General features: G+C 53.7%; 15 protein-coding genes. 4 read left to right on the top strand and 11 right to left on the bottom strand.

All coding sequences use genetic code 11. The annotated features are described in order from the left end of the window. Nucleotides 1-8 precede the first annotated feature (8 nt). The 7 genes from sufS to AM379_RS17675 all read right to left on the bottom strand — a co-directional run bounded on the left by sufS (nucleotide 9) and on the right by AM379_RS17675 (nucleotide 7,547). Nucleotides 9-1,229: a cysteine desulfurase SufS gene (gene sufS, locus AM379_RS17705; RefSeq protein WP_106503976.1), complete on the bottom strand. Its 1,221-nt coding sequence runs from the start codon at nucleotides 1,227-1,229 to the stop codon at nucleotides 9-11. Further along, entirely contained in the window at nucleotides 1,226-2,497 is a 1,272-nt protein-coding gene (gene sufD, locus AM379_RS17700; RefSeq protein ID WP_106503975.1) for a Fe-S cluster assembly protein SufD, read from the bottom strand. Before sufD ends, sufS begins: the two co-directional genes overlap by 4 nt. Then, nucleotides 2,472-3,218 (bottom strand): Fe-S cluster assembly ATPase SufC, encoded by a 747-nt coding sequence (gene sufC, locus AM379_RS17695; protein WP_020884365.1) that lies wholly within the window; start codon nucleotides 3,216-3,218, stop codon nucleotides 2,472-2,474. Before sufC ends, sufD begins: the two co-directional genes overlap by 26 nt. 9 nt (nucleotides 3,219-3,227) lie before the next feature. Further along, nucleotides 3,228-4,718, bottom strand: a complete 1,491-nt coding sequence (sufB, locus tag AM379_RS17690) for a Fe-S cluster assembly protein SufB (RefSeq protein WP_020884366.1) — start codon at nucleotides 4,716-4,718, stop codon at nucleotides 3,228-3,230. Between the two features lie 8 nt (nucleotides 4,719-4,726). Beyond that, nucleotides 4,727-5,095: a Fe-S cluster assembly scaffold SufA gene (gene sufA, locus AM379_RS17685; RefSeq protein ID WP_008500631.1), complete on the bottom strand. Its 369-nt coding sequence runs from the start codon at nucleotides 5,093-5,095 to the stop codon at nucleotides 4,727-4,729. 314 nt (nucleotides 5,096-5,409) lie between these two features. Then, nucleotides 5,410-6,138 carry a MerR family transcriptional regulator gene (locus AM379_RS17680; protein WP_020884367.1) on the bottom strand — a complete coding sequence of 243 codons (729 nt, stop codon included), beginning with the start codon at nucleotides 6,136-6,138 and terminating at the stop codon, nucleotides 5,410-5,412. A 188-nt stretch (nucleotides 6,139-6,326) separates the two neighbouring features. Then, on the bottom strand, nucleotides 6,327-7,547 hold the full coding sequence (locus AM379_RS17675; protein WP_106503974.1) for a diguanylate phosphodiesterase: 1,221 nt from the start codon (nucleotides 7,545-7,547) through the stop codon (nucleotides 6,327-6,329). Nucleotides 7,548-7,888: 341 nt separating this feature from the next. Between AM379_RS17675 and ycgZ the strand changes: the two genes are divergently transcribed. From ycgZ to fdhF, 4 genes are all read left to right on the top strand, one after another. Beyond that, nucleotides 7,889-8,128, top strand: a complete 240-nt coding sequence (ycgZ, locus tag AM379_RS17670; protein WP_020884368.1) for a regulatory protein YcgZ — start codon at nucleotides 7,889-7,891, stop codon at nucleotides 8,126-8,128. 4 nt (nucleotides 8,129-8,132) lie between these two features. Next, nucleotides 8,133-8,453: a hypothetical protein gene (locus AM379_RS17665; RefSeq protein WP_020884369.1), complete on the top strand. Its 321-nt coding sequence runs from the start codon at nucleotides 8,133-8,135 to the stop codon at nucleotides 8,451-8,453. 29 nt (nucleotides 8,454-8,482) lie between these two features. After that, nucleotides 8,483-8,761, top strand: a complete 279-nt coding sequence (locus tag AM379_RS17660; RefSeq protein ID WP_014169732.1) for a biofilm development regulator YmgB/AriR family protein — start codon at nucleotides 8,483-8,485, stop codon at nucleotides 8,759-8,761. A 192-nt stretch (nucleotides 8,762-8,953) separates the two neighbouring features. Continuing rightward, on the top strand, nucleotides 8,954-11,104 hold the full coding sequence (gene fdhF, locus AM379_RS17655) for a formate dehydrogenase subunit alpha (RefSeq protein ID WP_041162557.1): 2,151 nt from the start codon (nucleotides 8,954-8,956) through the stop codon (nucleotides 11,102-11,104). A 95-nt stretch (nucleotides 11,105-11,199) separates the two neighbouring features. Here fdhF and AM379_RS17650 read toward each other — a convergent pair whose 3' ends face one another. From AM379_RS17650 to AM379_RS17635, 4 genes are read right to left on the bottom strand one after another with little or no spacing between them, the layout of a single operon-like run. Beyond that, nucleotides 11,200-11,868, bottom strand: a complete 669-nt coding sequence (locus AM379_RS17650; RefSeq protein ID WP_106503973.1) for a helix-turn-helix transcriptional regulator — start codon at nucleotides 11,866-11,868, stop codon at nucleotides 11,200-11,202. A 47-nt stretch (nucleotides 11,869-11,915) separates the two neighbouring features. After that, nucleotides 11,916-12,431 carry a fimbrial protein gene (locus tag AM379_RS17645; protein WP_106503972.1) on the bottom strand — a complete coding sequence of 172 codons (516 nt, stop codon included), beginning with the start codon at nucleotides 12,429-12,431 and terminating at the stop codon, nucleotides 11,916-11,918. 8 nt (nucleotides 12,432-12,439) lie between these two features. Beyond that, nucleotides 12,440-13,387, bottom strand: a complete 948-nt coding sequence (locus AM379_RS17640; RefSeq protein WP_106503971.1) for a fimbrial protein — start codon at nucleotides 13,385-13,387, stop codon at nucleotides 12,440-12,442. 2 nt (nucleotides 13,388-13,389) lie between these two features. After that, nucleotides 13,390-15,915, bottom strand: coding sequence for a fimbria/pilus outer membrane usher protein (locus AM379_RS17635; protein WP_106503970.1), 2,526 nt, complete (start codon nucleotides 15,913-15,915; stop codon nucleotides 13,390-13,392). Nucleotides 15,916-15,937: the final 22 nt, after the last annotated feature.

The raw sequence follows: 15,937 nt of genomic DNA, 5'->3' as shown, positions 1-15,937 counted from the left end.
CCTCTCCGTTAGCCCAGCAACTGGTGAATGCGTTTAAGCCCCGCCACCAGTCTGTCGACCTCTTCCGTTGTGTTGTACATCACCAGCGATGCGCGGCACATCGCCGGCACCTGGTAAAACGCCATCAACGGCATAGCACAGTGGTGTCCGGTGCGAACGGCCACGCCGTAATTATCGAGGAAACTGCCCACATCGTATGCATGGTGTTTACCCAGATTGAACGCAATCACCCCCTGGCGGTCCGCCGGGCCATACAGGGTCAGCGCCGGTACGCTGGCAAGCTCCTGCAGCGCGTAGTGCATCAGCAGGTGTTCGTACTCCTGAATCGCGTCAAGGCCAACAGACGTGACATAGGCGATGGCCGCCCCCAGCCCGATAATCCCTCCGGTATTCGGCGTGCCAGCTTCAAAGCGCCACGGCGCGCGTGCATAGGTGGTCCCTTTCGAGAGACTGACGGTCGCGATCATCGAGCCGCCCCCTTCCCACGGTGGCATCGCCTGCAGAATATCTTCTTTCACGTACAGCACGCCAATCCCGGTCGGCCCATAGAGCTTGTGTCCGGAGAAGACGTAGAAATCGCAGTCCAGCGCCTGGACGTCGACCGCGTGGTGCATGACCGCCTGCGCACCATCAATCAGCACCTTCGCGCCAGCCTGGTGGGCTTTCTCAATAATCGCTGCCACCGGGTTCTCGGTTCCCAGCACGTTAGAAACCTGGGTCACGGCCACCAGCCGCGTACGCGCATCCAGCAACGCGTCAAGTTGCTCAAGCTGCAGGGTGCCATCAACGTTCAATGGGATCACCCTCAGTTGCGCACCGACACGCTCACAGAGCATCTGCCACGGCACGATATTGGCATGGTGCTCCATCTGGGTGATGATGATGTTATCCCCCGCGTGGACCTGCGCGTTGCCCCAGCTGTTTGCAACAAGGTTGATCCCCTCGGTGGTACCGCGCACAAACACCAGTTCCTCTGGCGAGCGTGCATTGAGGAAAGCGGCGATTTGGGTACGCACATTTTCCATACGCTGGGTCGCCTCCGCACTCAGGGTGTGGATCCCCCGGTGCACGGCAGCATAACCGTGGCGGTAGAATTCCGCTTCCGCTTCGATCACCTGATTCGGTTTCTGCGCGCTGGCCGCACTGTCCAGATACGCCAGGGGCAGACCGTTCACTTCACGGGTCAGAACCGGAAAATCTGCCCGTACTTTCTCTACGGGAAAACTCATGCTTCGCCTCCAGGCAGACGCTGCCCGATACGGGTCAGCACCTGCTGTTTTAACAGGCCATCGTGCAGCGCTTCCGTCAGTTCAGCGGCAAACGCATAGATAATCATTTGCTGCGCCGCCTGCTGGTCGATACCGCGGGAGCGTAGATAAAACATCTGTTCGTCATCAATTCGCCCGACCGTCGCACCATGGCTGCACTTCACGTCATCAGCATAGATTTCAAGCTGTGGTTTGGTGTCCACTTCCGCCAGGCGTCCCAACAGCAGGTTGTTGTTGGTCATCTGCCCGTCGGTTTTAATCGCGTGCTGCGCCACGTTAATCAGGCCGTTAAACACCGCCCGCCCTTTGTCGCTGACAATGGTTTTGTGCAGTTGGCGACTGTTACAGTAGCCTTTATTGTGCTCAAGCCAGGTGCGTGTATCGCACACTTGCGTTTTAACCGGCATCGCCAGGCTGTTGATGCGAAGCGTTGTATTCTCGCCGTTAAGCTGCGTGCTGGTGTTGTGGCGCAGTACTGCGCCGCCCAGCAAAAAACTGTGGCTGTATGCCGCGGCATCTTGTCCAAGCAGCATGTCGTTATGCGCAAAGTGGTGGCTCTGCGGGTTTTCAAACGCCAGTTTGATATGGTGAAGTTGGGCATTGGCGGCAACATGCATTGTCAAACGCGCACCGGTAAAGTGCCGGGCCTTGTTGAGGCTGACGTAATGCTCAATCACCGTGGCCTCCGCCCCTTCCGCCAGCTCAAGGTGGTGGCGATAGTGAGCAGTGTTGATCTCGTCGCCGTCTGCTCCCTGAGTGATGTGCATCAGCAGCAGCGGTTTTACCGGACGCTGGTTACGCTTAACGCGAATATGCGTCACGCTCCGCGCCAGGCTCTCGGTGAGATGCAGGAAGACCTCGGGCTGTACCGGGGTGCTCAGGCTCTGACGGTCATCGTTAATGGCAATCTCAAACCCGCTGTCCTGGGTGCTGTCACTCAGCTCAGGGCGGAACTGACCATCGACGAAGACCAGACGCACGGCATCCACGGTCAATGCCAGGGCATCGCGCTGCGCCGGGCTGATGTCTGCCAGGCGGGTGACAAACTCCCCGTTCAGCAGGCCATCAAGCGGCGTGTATTTCCAGTTCTCCTGCTTGCGTGACGGCAAACCGAGACGCAGCATCTGCTGCAGGTGCTGTTGCGCCTGTTCCGAGCGCGTATTGCCCTGCGCTTCAAACAGACGGTGCCACTGCTGGAGCGCATTACTGCTGTTCGGTAAGCCAGCCATAACCCTGCTCCTCCAGTTGTTTAACCAGCGTGAAATCACCGGATTTCACAATACGCCCCTGGTAAAGCACATGGACGTAATCCGGCTTGATGTAATCCAGAATACGCTGGTAGTGAGTGACGATGATGAACGCGCGTTTGCCGTCGCGCAGGGAGTTCACCCCGTCGGCGACAATCTTCAGGGCATCAATATCCAGACCGGAGTCGGTCTCATCCAGAATACACAGTTCAGGCTCAAGGACCGCCATCTGCAGAATGTCGTTACGCTTTTTCTCACCGCCTGAAAAACCGACGTTGACCGAGCGGGTCAGCAGGTCTTCCGGCATTTTCAGCAACTTAATCTTCTCTTCCATCAGGTCCTGGAAATCAAAGCGGTCCAGCGCCTCCAGTCCGCGATATTTACGTACCGCGTTCAGCGCCGTTTGTAGAAAGAACTGGTTACTCACCCCCGGGATCTCCACCGGATACTGGAAGGCCATAAAGATACCTTCACCGGCCCGCTCTTCCACCGACATCTCCAGCAAATCTTTGCCGTTAAACTCGACCGACCCGTGGGTCACTTCGTAATCTTCACGTCCTGCCAGCGTCGCGGAGAGCGTACTTTTCCCGGAGCCATTGGGCCCCATAATGGCGTGGACTTCACCCGGTTTGACGTCAAAATTGAGACCACGCAGGATCTCTTTGTCTTCCACGCTAACCTGTAAATCTTTAATACTTAACATGTGCTTTCCTTAACCGACGCTGTGTTCAAGACTAATGGCGAGGAGTTTCTGGGCTTCAACGGCAAATTCCAGCGGCAGTTCAGAGAACACATCCTTACAGAAGCCGTTCACAATCATTGAGATGGCATCTTCCTCACTGATCCCGCGCTGCAGGCAGTAGAAGAGCTGATCTTCCCCAATACGTGACGTCGTCGCCTCGTGCTCAAGCTGGGCGGTATTGTTACGGCACTCAACGTACGGGAAGGTGTGTGCCCCGCAGTCTGCGCCTATTAACATCGAGTCACACTGGGTAAAGTTTCGGGCATTGGTGGCCGTCGGCATGATTTTGACCAGCCCACGATAGCTGTTCTGACTGTGCCCGGCGGAGATGCCTTTGGAAATAATGGTCGATCGGGTGTTTTTACCGATGTGGATCATCTTGGTACCCGTATCTGCCTGCTGATGGCCGCTGGTCAGGGCCACGGAGTAGAACTCACCGATCGAGTTATCCCCACGCAGAATACAGCTCGGGTATTTCCAGGTGATCGCAGAGCCGGTTTCCGACTGGGTCCAGGACATTTTGCTGTTTTCGCCTTCGCACAGCGCACGCTTGGTCACGAAGTTCAGAATACCGCCGGTGTTGCCATCGCCCGGGAACCAGTTCTGCACCGTGGAGTATTTCACCTCGGCATCTTTATGAATGATGACTTCAACCACCGCGGCGTGAAGCTGGTAGCTGTCACGGACCGGTGCGGAGCACCCTTCAATGTAACTGACGTAGCTGCCTTCATCGGCCACCAAAATGGTGCGTTCGAACTGACCGGTTTTTTCCGCGTTGATGCGGAAATAGGTCGACAACTCCATCGGGCAGCGAACGCCTTTTGGCACGTAGATAAAGGTGCCATCAGACGCTACCGCCGCATTAAGCGCGGCAAAAAAGTTATCGTTACTTGGCACCACGGTGCCGATGTACTTTTTCACCAGCTCAGGGTGCTCGTGAATCGCTTCGCCGAAGGAGCAGAAAATAATCCCCTGCTCTGCCAGTTTTTCACGGTAGGTTGTCGCCACTGAGACGGAGTCAAAAATGGCGTCCACCGCCACCTCTTTCCCTTCGCGAACGGGCACACCCAGCTGGTTAAACGCCTCTTCCACTTCTTTGCTCAGGAAGCTGTTGTCCGCACCGGTTTGCTGCACAGCGCCAGGCTGTGAGGCGCAGGTGTCGTCGCAACTCCCGCAGGATGGCGCAGAGTAGTAGCTGTAATCCTGATAGTTCAGCTTGTCATAATGCGCTTTCAGCCAGTGAGGTTCTTCCATTTCCAGCCAGGCCCGGAAGGCGCTCAGACGAAACTCCAGCATCCATTCAGGTTCATTACGTTTGGCCGAGATCGCCCGGACGACATCTTCATTGATGCCTTTCGCCAGTTCATCGGTCTGCAGCTGGGTAAAGAACCCCTCTTTATAATTGAGGTGGCCGCCACTCCAGGTGTTAACATCACTCGTTGCTTCAGTATTACGAGACATAGTACCGCCTATACCCCAAAGCTTTCGCCGCACCCACATTCGTTCTGGGCTTTCGGGTTATGAAATTTGAATAACTGGTTTAAACCTTCACGTACGTAGTCCACTTCCGTGCCGTCAATAAACGGCATGGCCTGCAGGGCGACATACAATTTTGCGCCGTCAGTTTCGAATACCAGATCATCCTTCTCGGGTTCTGTGACGGTATCGAGCACGTAACCGAATCCTGCGCAGCCGGTCTGTTTCACCCCCAGGCGCACGCCGAGGATCTCTGGCTTTTTCGCCACCAGTTCGTGAATATGTGCCGCCGCCGCTGGCGTGAGCGTTAAGCCACGCCAGGCAAAGTCGGCAGGATTGAAGGTTTCTGAATGCAGTTCCATAGGTCCACCTCATCTAATAAGCCCCAGGGCATAACACCATGTTAGTGATAACGATTATCACTTCAACCCTCTGTCAGCAGGGGCATTGGGCTAAATCGCCCTTTTTGCATACTTTTATTAAGCATAGACCCTGTCAGCGGATGCGGGCGGGATGGATTTAATTGTTCAATACTTTGAAAAATAATGGGTTATCGAATCAGAAAAGCGGAGTAAAGGGGAAAAGTAAAATATGCATCGGAAATGCCTATTTTTAAGATAGATTTTATCCAGAGAAACGACGGGCAAAAAAAAAAGGCCTTCAAGGCCTCCGGAAATTAATGATGAAAGGAGACAACAAAACCCTGTTCACGCCAGTGGTCAAGCAGTTCCTGCTGACGCGGCGTCGGCGCTTTACCGGTCCAGACGAAAATTCTTTGCCCAGGAAAAAGCTCCGGACGAGGGGAATCAATCGGGTCGGCCAGCACGTCAATATGCCATCCCTTCTGTGCCAGACGCGCAGCCTCAAGCCACAGGTGTGTCCGGTCATCGCACTCCCAGCCAATAAGCAGAGCATCTTTACCGGCTTTCTTACGTGACTCCGCCAGGCTTGCGACAGCAAACTCTATCAGCACACCGTCAAGCAGGCTCGCCATATGACGCACCGTATTTTGATCCTGATTCATTCGCTGACGAACGGGAGAAATAATATTATCGATAAGCGCATCCATCGCGTGATCGCGGCGGAACTCGCCTATTTTGGCGCGCAGCTTTGCCGGGCTGGCATAACGCAAAACCGTCATCATCTCTTCCTGGATTGATGCCCAGTTACCCTGAGTCATCACTTCTTTGTTTTCCAGCAAGCCTTTGACTTTGCCGACCGAAACGCCGCTTTTCATCAGGCGTTTGATCTCTTCAATACGCAGGATATCTTCATCGTCAAACTGACGATGGCCCCCTTCGCTTCGCTGCGGCTTCAACAATCCATAACGGCGCTGCCAGGCACGCAGCGTAACGGGGTTGATACCGCATCGTTCGGCCACTTCGCCGATACTGTAATAGGCCATTAACTCCCTCACGCTTAGAACTTCCATACCCAACCAGACCAACCTTATCAGATTGTACAAACCATTTGTATAACTAAGGCCTCTTTTTGAGCGGGTGAAGGATATACAAGTTCCTTCACCCGTTAATGTATTGTTGTACAAATTTTGCCGCGCGTACAGTCAAGCTTGCAGGTTTATGTACAGCTTTCTCAAAATTCAAACTTCTTCTCTGGCCACGCGATCGCCGGAATTCCCCCGTGACGCGGGCTGGCAAACAGGTGCCCCTGGAACTGGGAAATGCCTGCAGACTCCAGCCACATCCACTCTTCAGGCTTCTCAACGCCGACGGCACAGAACTGGATCTCCAGCGAGGAACAGCAGGTGATAATCGCCTGAATGATGGCCTGCCGCGGGCCGCTTTTGTGCACATTCGCGACCAGATCGCGGTTAATCTTAATTCTGTCAGGCTGGAATTGCGCCAGTAACTGCAGACCGGCAAAACCGGCACCAAAGTGATCGATGGTTACGCTGATACCGGCACTTTTTAGCTGCCTGACCGAATGGGTAAACTCTTCAAAACGGGAAATCGCTTCGCTCTCGGTGAATTCCACCACAATCTGCTCCGGCACAAAGCCATTCGCGTCAATGGCCGTCAGCAGGAAATCCACGGCGCCAGGCACGTTGACCAGCGTCATGGGCAGCAGGTTAATGGATAATGTCTGATCCTGTAATCCCAGAGCGCTCGCCATGGAGAGCGCAACCTGCTTGCTTTTCAAATCAGAGGCGTACACCTCTTCACGAGGAATTTGGGCAAAATAGGTTCCGGGGGATTCACCGGTGGGCGTGCGGATCAAGGCCTCCCAGGAGACGACCTGCTGCATAAACGGATCCACGATAGGCTGGAACGCAAAGCTGCAATCCGCACCTTTAGCCACCACCTCCGGTTGCGCCGATAAAGGCGTCTCTTCCGGGATAAAATCCCAGGTATCTGCAGGGGGCAGTTCAAAGTAGTTGGCTTTCTCCGTGGCCTCCACGAAAGTGCGGAAAAACTGCAGGGCGCGATCGCTATATGTTAGCTGATACCTGCTGGTGCCTTTGTCGAGAACCTGCTGAAGCACCTCTTCCCTGTCGAACTGACGCAAGTCAAAAAGCTCCATGCCAACCTTGCCGAAGCGTCGGGAGGGGCCGTGATCGCGCATCAGCTCCACCACGTTATGGTGGCGCGTGTCCTGGCAAATCTGCTCGTAAATGGATGAAACGTTTTCCGCTGGGCCTTCGAGCAACTGAAAAAAATGCGTGCCGTTAAACAGCAAGATCCCCGTGACATTGGATTGCCGGTTTTTACTATTTGCAGCAGCTACCATGTTTTCCAGCGCTTTCACTGGAACGTCCTCGCAGATATGACTGCGGTATATGATGGTTGTAAGCATGCTTATCCTGAAGGGGGTTAGGGGTTGGCCACAAAAACACGTCGGTAAACATCTGTTATAGCATATTAATTACGTGACAAATAATTTACATCTCAACCATTTACGGCACCTAACGCATCCGTTTCCTGCGTTGTACAACTTATCCATCACCGTGCGTATTGTACAATATATTCTGTAACGAAAATGCTTCATTCTCATGACCCAACCACCTGATAAACATAGAATTTATAAAATATATCACAATTATTTTAAAAAATTGTACATTTTCTATGTACAGATTTGGAAATTGTGTATACCTTAAATGTAACGTTAGTGATTACATTTTTTTACAGGAGCGAAACATGCAGCAGAAGGATTATGTCGCAGATTCAGCAGCAGCGATCGCGCACTACTTCGAGAAGGCCGCGCTTCCTACCCAACAGGAGACGCTCGGTCAGGTCGTGGTTGAGATTCTTAGCGACGGGCGAAATCTGAATCGCAAATCGCTCTGTACCAAACTCTTAAGCCGCCTCGAAAAGGCCGATGGGCCTGAAGAGGAACAGCATTACCACATGCTGCTTGGTCTGCTTTTCGAACGGTAATGTTATGAACAGCAGTGATGCAGACCGACTGATTGACCAGCTTATCGGTGAAGCCGTTCTTTCTCTTTTGAAAGAGCGAGGCCCCGTCACAACCGAAGCTCTGGTTCAGCGTCTGCGGGATATGAAAGCGCATGAAAAGGATCCCCAGCGGCGGGAGACACTTGCGATGGTGATTGCCGATATCGGTTCAAACAACATCGCCCTGAAACGTCGCAGAACCGCGCAAGGACGAACGGATAGAGAGGGATCTCTCAACGTTAAAAGAGACAATGTAGTGCCGTTATTTGGAAATGGAAAACCGTCCGATCCCAGGAAAATACATTGACTGCAATTTTACAGCTACGGTGAGAACAAATGAGACAAAATATTCAGCTTCAACCCGAATACCATTCCGCTTTTTTAGAAAGCGCGCTGTCGGAATATTTCCGTCACGCAGGCGATCGTTTTGCTGAAGAGTCCGCTGTTTTTTCTACTGCAGTACGCTGTGTTCTGGCTTCTGAAGGACACCTGTCCAACAAAGCGATCATTTTGTGGCTGATCCAGACGCTGGAATCCACAAACGACGTTGTGCAGGCAGATGTCATTCGTAAGACCCTGGAAATCGTTGTGGGTCACACCATGGACGATCTCTAAAAACCCTCCCCTCTGTGAATACTAACGTGTCATCGTCAAAACTGACGATCAGGCTGACGATGACACGTTCCCTCCTCGTATAACACCCTGTAAAACCTACAAAGTAAATGTGGCATGGTTCCTGCTTACTCCCGTTTACGGGACTGGGCTACCCAGTCAACTTTGCTTCATTTCTTAACAGGTCTGTTATTGATGAAAAAAATCGCCAGCGTCTGCCCCTACTGTGGTGCAGGCTGCAAATTAAACCTTGTCGTCGAAAATAACCGTATCCTCCGTGCCGAAGCGGCCGAAGGCGTAACAAACCAGGGCACCCTGTGCCTGAAAGGTTTTTATGGCTGGGACTTCCTGAACGATACGCGTCTGCTTACCCCCCGTCTGACTCAGCCCATGATCCGCTACCACAAGGGAGAGGCTTTTACCCCCGTCACCTGGGAAGAGGCGATCCGCTATACCGCCCATAAACTCAGGAGCATAAAAGAGCAGTATGGCCCGCGGTCCATCATGACCACCGGTTCCTCCCGGGGAACAGGGAATGAAACGAACTATGTGATGCAAAAATTTGCCCGTGCGGTACTGAATACCAACAACGTGGACTGCTGCGCGCGCGTCTGTCACGGCCCTTCTGTTGCCGGGTTACAGGAAACCCTCGGCAACGGTGCAATGAGCAATTCCATTAACGATATTGAAAACTCAAAATGTCTGCTGGTGTTTGGCTATAACTGCGCCGATTCGCACCCCATCGTCGCCCGTCGGGTCTTAAAAGCGCGCGAAAATGGCGCGAAAATCATCGTCTGCGATCCCCGTCGCATTGAAACCGCACGCATTGCCGACCAGCACCTGCAGCTGAAAAACGGCAGCAACATGGCGCTGGTCAATGCGTTTGGCTATGTCCTTCTGGAAGAGGAGCTGTACGACAAAAACTACGTCGCGCGCTTTACCGAAGGGCTTGACGCTTATCGGGAAACGGTCAAAGACTACGCGCCCGAAAACGTCGAACATCTCACCGGCATTCCAGCCCGGGATGTGCGTCAGGCGATGCGGACGTTCGCGGCTGCGCCTTCCGCCACCGTCATGTGGGGCATGGGCGTAACGCAGTTTGGTCAGGCTGTAGACGTGGTCAAAGGTCTCTCCAGCCTGGCGCTGCTGACCGGAAATCTTGGTCGACCTGCTGTCGGCGTTGGGCCAGTACGTGGTCAAAACAACGTTCAGGGCGCGTGTGATATGGGCGTTCTGCCCAATATGTTCCCGGGGTATCAGGACGTTACGGACCCGGCTGTCCGGCAGAAATTCGCCACTGCCTGGGGAATCGATGTCGGGATTATGGACAAAGAGGTTGGAACGCGTATCACCGAAGTCCCTCACCTTGCGCTGGAAGGCAAGGTAAAAGCCTATTACATCATGGGCGAGGATCCGCTTCAGACTGAAGCCGATCTGGGGCTGGTGCGCCGCGGTTTTGAAGCACTCGATTTTGTGGTGGTTCAGGACATCTTTATGACGAAAACGGCGGAAGTGGCGGATGTTCTGTTACCTGCCACATCGTGGGGAGAACACGGGGGCGTCTTTACCTGTGCCGACCGCGGTTTCCAGCGTTTCGGTAAAGCCATTGAGGCCAGCGGCAACGTGAAACGGGACTGGGAGATCATCAGCCTGCTTGCTACCGAAATGGGCTATCCGATGCATTACACATCCAACCAGCAGATCTGGGACGAGATGCGCGAGCTCTGTCCGCTATTCTATGGCGTGACATACGAAAAAATGGGTGAAATGGGCCATGTGCAATGGCCGTGTCCAACGCTCGATCACCCGGGGACGCCGTATCTCTATAAAGATAACCAGTTCGATACGCCGAGCGGCAAAGGCCAGCTTTTTGCGGCAGCCTGGCGCGCGCCAGCCGAGATCCCGGACGAAACGTATCCGCTGGTGCTCTGCACCGTGCGTGAGGTCGGCCACTACTCCTGCCGTTCAATGACCGGCAATTGCGCCGCGCTGCAAAGCCTTGCCGACGAACCAGGCCGTGTACAAATGAACCCCCTTGATGCGGACAACCTGGGCATTAAAGACGGACAGCTGGTGTGGGTGCATTCCCGTCGGGGCAAAGTCATTACCCGTGCCAGCATCAGCGAGCGCATCAACGCCGGTGCGGTTTATATGACCTACCAGTGGTGGATTGGCGCCTGTAACGAACTGACGCAGGATAACCTTGACCCGGTCTCCAAAACCCCAGAAACCAAGTATTGTGCGGTTAAGCTTGAGGCGATTGAAGACCAACGCTGGGCGGAAGACTTTGCGGCGTCGTCTTATCAGACCATGAAGACGCGGTTAATCACGGCGGTGAACGTCTGAGGAAAAAGAGGCTCGCCACGGCGAGCCTCGTTATACGTTTGCTTATAATCATATGTAACATCGCTAAATATCAGTAGTCATAGATTTTTTGTTCTTTATATAAACGCCTCAAAACAAGGGCGGTCCTGGAAACCCTGTCTCACAGAATCACGAAAAATATTGGGGGTGCCGTTTTTCTTCACCATCCTGTTGAGCAGCGCGATAAGCTCATAATCACTTCGCAGGTTAAATTTTTGCATGATCATGTACTTGTGCGCAAAAACGGTCTTATAGCTGATCTGTAACGCGTCTGCCGTCTGCATAACGGATAAGCCTTTATACAGGTTCATGACGATGCGTATTTGCTGCGGTGATAATATTTTATGCTCGCAATCGAAACAGGACGTTTTCTGCAGCACATGCCCCTTCAACTGCGTTTTACGCCACGCGCACCATACCGTCTCGCCAATCATGTCAAGAGAGGCCCTGCGGGAGATGAAAATAATATCCTGATAACAGGATTGCGACGCCGTAGAGCGTTGCTCATCGTCAACCCAGCCGATCACAATGCCTTTTTGCCGTGACTGTAATTCCGGAAAACAGGTCAGGGTTTCTCCCTGGCATAAAGAGAGGACAATAATATCCGCCGTGCTGACGTTATGCGGCGTCATTTCATAATCAAAGTGAATACAGTCATTAAAATTACGCCAAAAGAAATCCATAAAAAAATACTGCAGACCAGACTGAAATAACGAATCCGTCTCGCTAATTAAAATATTCAACATAGACCACACCGACGGGAAGCAAAAATGCGCGTGAAATCCCGCGCGACTTAATTGTATTGCAGCGTAATGACCACCACTGCGCTGAGGGTGCCGGGCGTCGCCCTGCCTCCGGTGGATATAACCGCAGCCTGCATGGCCATCTTCGCCGTCCGGTCTGAGGCGACATATTCCGTCATGCTGGAGCCGTTCCCTTTCAGTATGCCACTTCCGGCCTCGCGCATTGCTATCGCCACGTGGGTGGCCGTACCGCGATTAATGTAATAGTCGGCGCCGGCAACAGGGTCGGGTGTGCCCGTAAAGGTAGCGGTGACGCTACGCGTCCCCACCGGACATTGGGTAAATAACAGATCAAACGTAACCGGGTCTGAGGATGATCCTGGCGTCACCATATTACTTGCCTGGATATTGCCCAGATTAATATCGAGATTCGTATTGCCGTTATTAAACAGGCAGGGTGAGGCCACGATATTTCCGGAGACCCCGATATTTACGCTGTCTGCATATAGCGCTTTGCCGCACAGTAAACCCGACACAAGCAACGCCGCGGGAATTATTTTCATCATCTCACCGGTTATTGATAGGTTATCGTGAGCGTGGCTGACGCATTTGCCGAGCCTGATTCCACGGTGGTTAACGTCTGGTAATAGCGCGCGGTTAACGGGAGCGTCTCCTGTCCTCCCGCAGACTGTTTTAATAACAGGCGACCGTTCATTACCAAAGGAGAACCGTTATAAAGTAGCTGAACCCCTACCCCTTTTGCCGTACCGGCATTCCCCTGACCGGTTAATGCCATGACGCTGGTATTGGCGCTGTCCGGATTTTGCATACCGCTGAGTGACACACTGATATTGGTGCCGGCACTGCAGGTTAACCCCAGATTTTGCGTATTTTGGGCGCCGGATGGCGTGGTTCCAATAACGGAGCCAAACGATGAGGCCGGAATATCGCCTATCGGGAACGTCAACTGCGCCGTCGTTATCGTGCATGCCAGCGCATTAATTGTGCCGTCAGTTAACTGGACCGTCAGACCGTCACGATAAACACCGTCACTTCCCTGAAGCGCCACGGTTCCGATAACGCCCGGCGTTAAAGCGCCCGACGTTACCGGGCCGGTCACCACCAGCTCAACTTTTCCACCAAACCAATCTACATACGACGTCACCGCGTTATACGAAAACGTGTAAACCGGGTTTTCGAAATAATTCCCCGAGGAAAAGCGAATACCAATACCGCTGACATTGGTGGCATAAACATGGTTACCGTAGCTGCTCAGGTTCCCATTGTTATATCGCATACTGAATCCCAGCATCAGCGGGTTAGAGCATCCCGTTAAATAGGTTCCCGTTGATGAGGCGGCGCGAGAAAAAATAATGGTGCCCACGGGGGCATCACGCTGCACGTTAATCGTGCCCACAGATATCGTCGATATTTGCGGCGTGATGGTTGTACAGGTGCCGGCACGGGCGCTATTCCACCCGCTCAGTAAACAGAGCAGGATCAGAGATAAAGCAAATTTCATTTTTAACCTTCCTGGCGGCAAAGCGCGTTAACGTCGGTTATTCCGCCGTAGGTGGGTTGTGCAGGCAGGCTAAACTGCGCGCGGCACTGCTGACCGGGTTGATTTCCCCAGGTTGCCACGATTTCTCCCTGCCCGGGCAGTCCCGTTAAATAGACCTGACCACGGTCGCCCACAATAAAGCTGCTGTTGCTGTCGCCTTTGAGCGTGACGACCGCACCAAACGGAACGGCATACTGCCCGTCGGACAGGGTCATTAACACCCGGCGCCCGATTTTAGACACATAATCGGCTTCCACTATCGCCCCGCGGGTCGGTGTTACGGTGCGCGTATTAATCTCAAGCTCCACGTCATCCGGCATAGTTTCCGGCTCAAGAGTGATGTCGTTTTTTCGGTATACCGACAGATTGTTAACCACCGTATACCCGCGGTAATCCGTACGAACCCCGGGTTGATTGCGAATATCGACACCGTGTGCACCCGGCGCTTTCACCAGGATATTGGTTTCACCGAGCGGCTGCGAAAGCGTGATGCCGTCACGGTGAGCAATGACGCCCCCCTGCAACCCGTAATTCAGGCGCTCGCTGTGTTTGTCGTAGCTGTAGCCCGCGACAATTTCGCCATAGGTGCCTTTATAGTCGCCGTTCAGGTTGCCGGTATTTCCCGTGCCCTGTGTGCCATAACCTTGCTGCACGTTCCAGTTCAGGGCACTGTTTTCCAGAGACACGCCGTTCAGCCCGACCACGTGCGTCGTGCCGTTGTGCTTACTGGCGTTCATGCCATAGTTAGCCCAGGTACGCGGCAAGAATTTGTCCAACGGTACGCTGACGTTAAAGGCCAGCAACCGATCGTGGTCCGCGTTTTGTGCGCTCCCGCGTCCATTCTTGCTGTAGGTCCAGGTCAAACCGTAACTGACGTTGTTCCAGTCATTGTTATAGCCCACGCTCCAGGAGGCCATCGCCTGACCAGAATTCCAGTAATCTTCGCGTGCGGCGCTGAGCGTCAGTGAACCCAGCGCGCCGCCCAGCGTCTGGCTCATGGTCAGTTCAGCACGGTTACGCCGCCGGTCCTGCAGGGCGCTGCTGTCGCCGTAGGAATCCAGCACGTCCTGCATCCCGTAATAGCCACGGGTTGAATATCGGTATCCCGCAATTGAAAAGTTTGTCCCGGTCTTCGCCATATTTTTGCTGTAACGCGCGCGCAAGGACTGACCGGATGTTTTGTCGGTGTTATTCGGCGTTGACCAGGCCTGGGTCACGTCGGCAGAGATCGCGCCGATATCCCCCATGTTTTTACCGATGCCAAACGCCACTGAACGGTATTTATCAGCCCCCTGCATCCCACCGTAAAGGGTGATGCCGTGCTGAATCCCATAAATACCGGTGATTTGACCAAAAGACGTTTTCTCCACGCGGCTGTTGTAGGCGCGATACTGCCCGGCCGTCACCGCATACTTCAGTCGTCCTTCCCGCTGCAGGACCGGCAGCGAGGCATAAGGCAGCGTGAAATGCTGCTCACTCCCGTCAGCCTCTTTGATGGTCACATCCAGATCGCCTGCGCCGCCGGTGGGATACATGTCCGAGATTTCAAACGCGCCTGGCGCCACGTAGCTCTGATAAATTTGATAACCATTCTGGCGGACCACCACCTGCGCATTGGTTCGCGCGATGCCGCGGACCACGGGCGCATAACCTTTAAGAGAGTCCGGCAGCATGTCATCATCCGAGGCCAGTTGACCGCCGCGAAATGGCATACTGTCGAAAACATCCGCCGGTGCGGTACTGTCCCCGATAATCAGCTGTGCTTTCAGCGGAATAACGGCGCGCTGCGCATAGGTATACACGTTGTCCCACCGATCCTCACCGGTGGAATCCCGTGACCAGGTGGTGTAATTACGTAAGCGCCACGGCCCGATATTGACCCCGGGGCGCAGGTTGGCGTACTGGCTATCATTCTGGCTGCCACGAGTGTTCTTCGCCCACGCGTTTGCGCCGCTCAGACTGTAATTAAGCATGGCGGCATTAATCCCCTCATCCCACATTTCTGGCGGAACCGCGTCCCTGGCTGGCAGGTCGATGGCGGCCTGAGGAATGCTGATCACCAGCCGCTGTGCGCCAAACTGAAAATCGCTACTGGCCTGCGGGATCGCCTGAAGGTTTGCGCATTCACCGTTGTTCGCCGCCAGCTGCGGGAAAAGCGTGGTTCTTACGCCCCACTGTTTTAACTGGTCAAGACTCAGGCACGGTCGGAGGACGTCATTGCCCTTTTCGTCTTTTACTGCAGTAAAGGTGATATCGCGGGTCGCCATTAGCTGGTCATCAAGAACAATATCGACGTGATAGGTGCCGGGTGCCTGCGATCCGGATTCAAATGCCGATAAATCCGTTCTCCCTCTTCCTGGATTATCAAGTTCAACCAGTTCGGCATTAAATGTCTCACCGGCAAAAAGCGCCTGCGATGAACCTGCAAGTATTAATCCGATCACTGTCGCCAGGGGTGCAGGTCGAGCCCGAAAATAGTGTATTGCCATCGCTTTTAACTCATTTATGACA

This window comes from Enterobacter cloacae complex sp. FDA-CDC-AR_0132 (assembly GCF_003010695.1).
Lineage (GTDB): Bacteria > Pseudomonadota > Gammaproteobacteria > Enterobacterales > Enterobacteriaceae > Enterobacter > Enterobacter ludwigii.
This window is presented reverse-complemented; position numbering and strand designations above follow the sequence as displayed.

Excerpts from the sequence above, each read along its gene's own strand:
- AM379_RS17650 (WP_106503973.1), bottom strand. The coding sequence starts at position 11,868 with ATGTTGAATATTTTAATTAGCGAGACGGATTCGTTATTTCAGTCTGGT.
- sufB (WP_020884366.1), bottom strand. The coding sequence starts at position 4,718 with ATGTCTCGTAATACTGAAGCAACGAGTGATGTTAACACCTGGAGTGGC.
- ycgZ (WP_020884368.1), top strand. The coding sequence starts at position 7,889 with ATGCAGCAGAAGGATTATGTCGCAGATTCAGCAGCAGCGATCGCGCAC.
- AM379_RS17645 (WP_106503972.1), bottom strand. The coding sequence starts at position 12,431 with ATGATGAAAATAATTCCCGCGGCGTTGCTTGTGTCGGGTTTACTGTGC.
- AM379_RS17675 (WP_106503974.1), bottom strand. The coding sequence starts at position 7,547 with ATGCTTACAACCATCATATACCGCAGTCATATCTGCGAGGACGTTCCA.
- sufS (WP_106503976.1), bottom strand. The coding sequence starts at position 1,229 with ATGAGTTTTCCCGTAGAGAAAGTACGGGCAGATTTTCCGGTTCTGACC.
- AM379_RS17640 (WP_106503971.1), bottom strand. The coding sequence starts at position 13,387 with ATGAAATTTGCTTTATCTCTGATCCTGCTCTGTTTACTGAGCGGGTGG.
- AM379_RS17660 (WP_014169732.1), top strand. The coding sequence starts at position 8,483 with ATGAGACAAAATATTCAGCTTCAACCCGAATACCATTCCGCTTTTTTA.
- sufD (WP_106503975.1), bottom strand. The coding sequence starts at position 2,497 with ATGGCTGGCTTACCGAACAGCAGTAATGCGCTCCAGCAGTGGCACCGT.
- AM379_RS17680 (WP_020884367.1), bottom strand. The coding sequence starts at position 6,138 with ATGGCCTATTACAGTATCGGCGAAGTGGCCGAACGATGCGGTATCAAC.
- AM379_RS17665 (WP_020884369.1), top strand. The coding sequence starts at position 8,133 with ATGAACAGCAGTGATGCAGACCGACTGATTGACCAGCTTATCGGTGAA.
- sufC (WP_020884365.1), bottom strand. The coding sequence starts at position 3,218 with ATGTTAAGTATTAAAGATTTACAGGTTAGCGTGGAAGACAAAGAGATC.
- AM379_RS17635 (WP_106503970.1), bottom strand. The coding sequence starts at position 15,915 with ATGGCAATACACTATTTTCGGGCTCGACCTGCACCCCTGGCGACAGTG.
- sufA (WP_008500631.1), bottom strand. The coding sequence starts at position 5,095 with ATGGAACTGCATTCAGAAACCTTCAATCCTGCCGACTTTGCCTGGCGT.
- fdhF (WP_041162557.1), top strand. The coding sequence starts at position 8,954 with ATGAAAAAAATCGCCAGCGTCTGCCCCTACTGTGGTGCAGGCTGCAAA.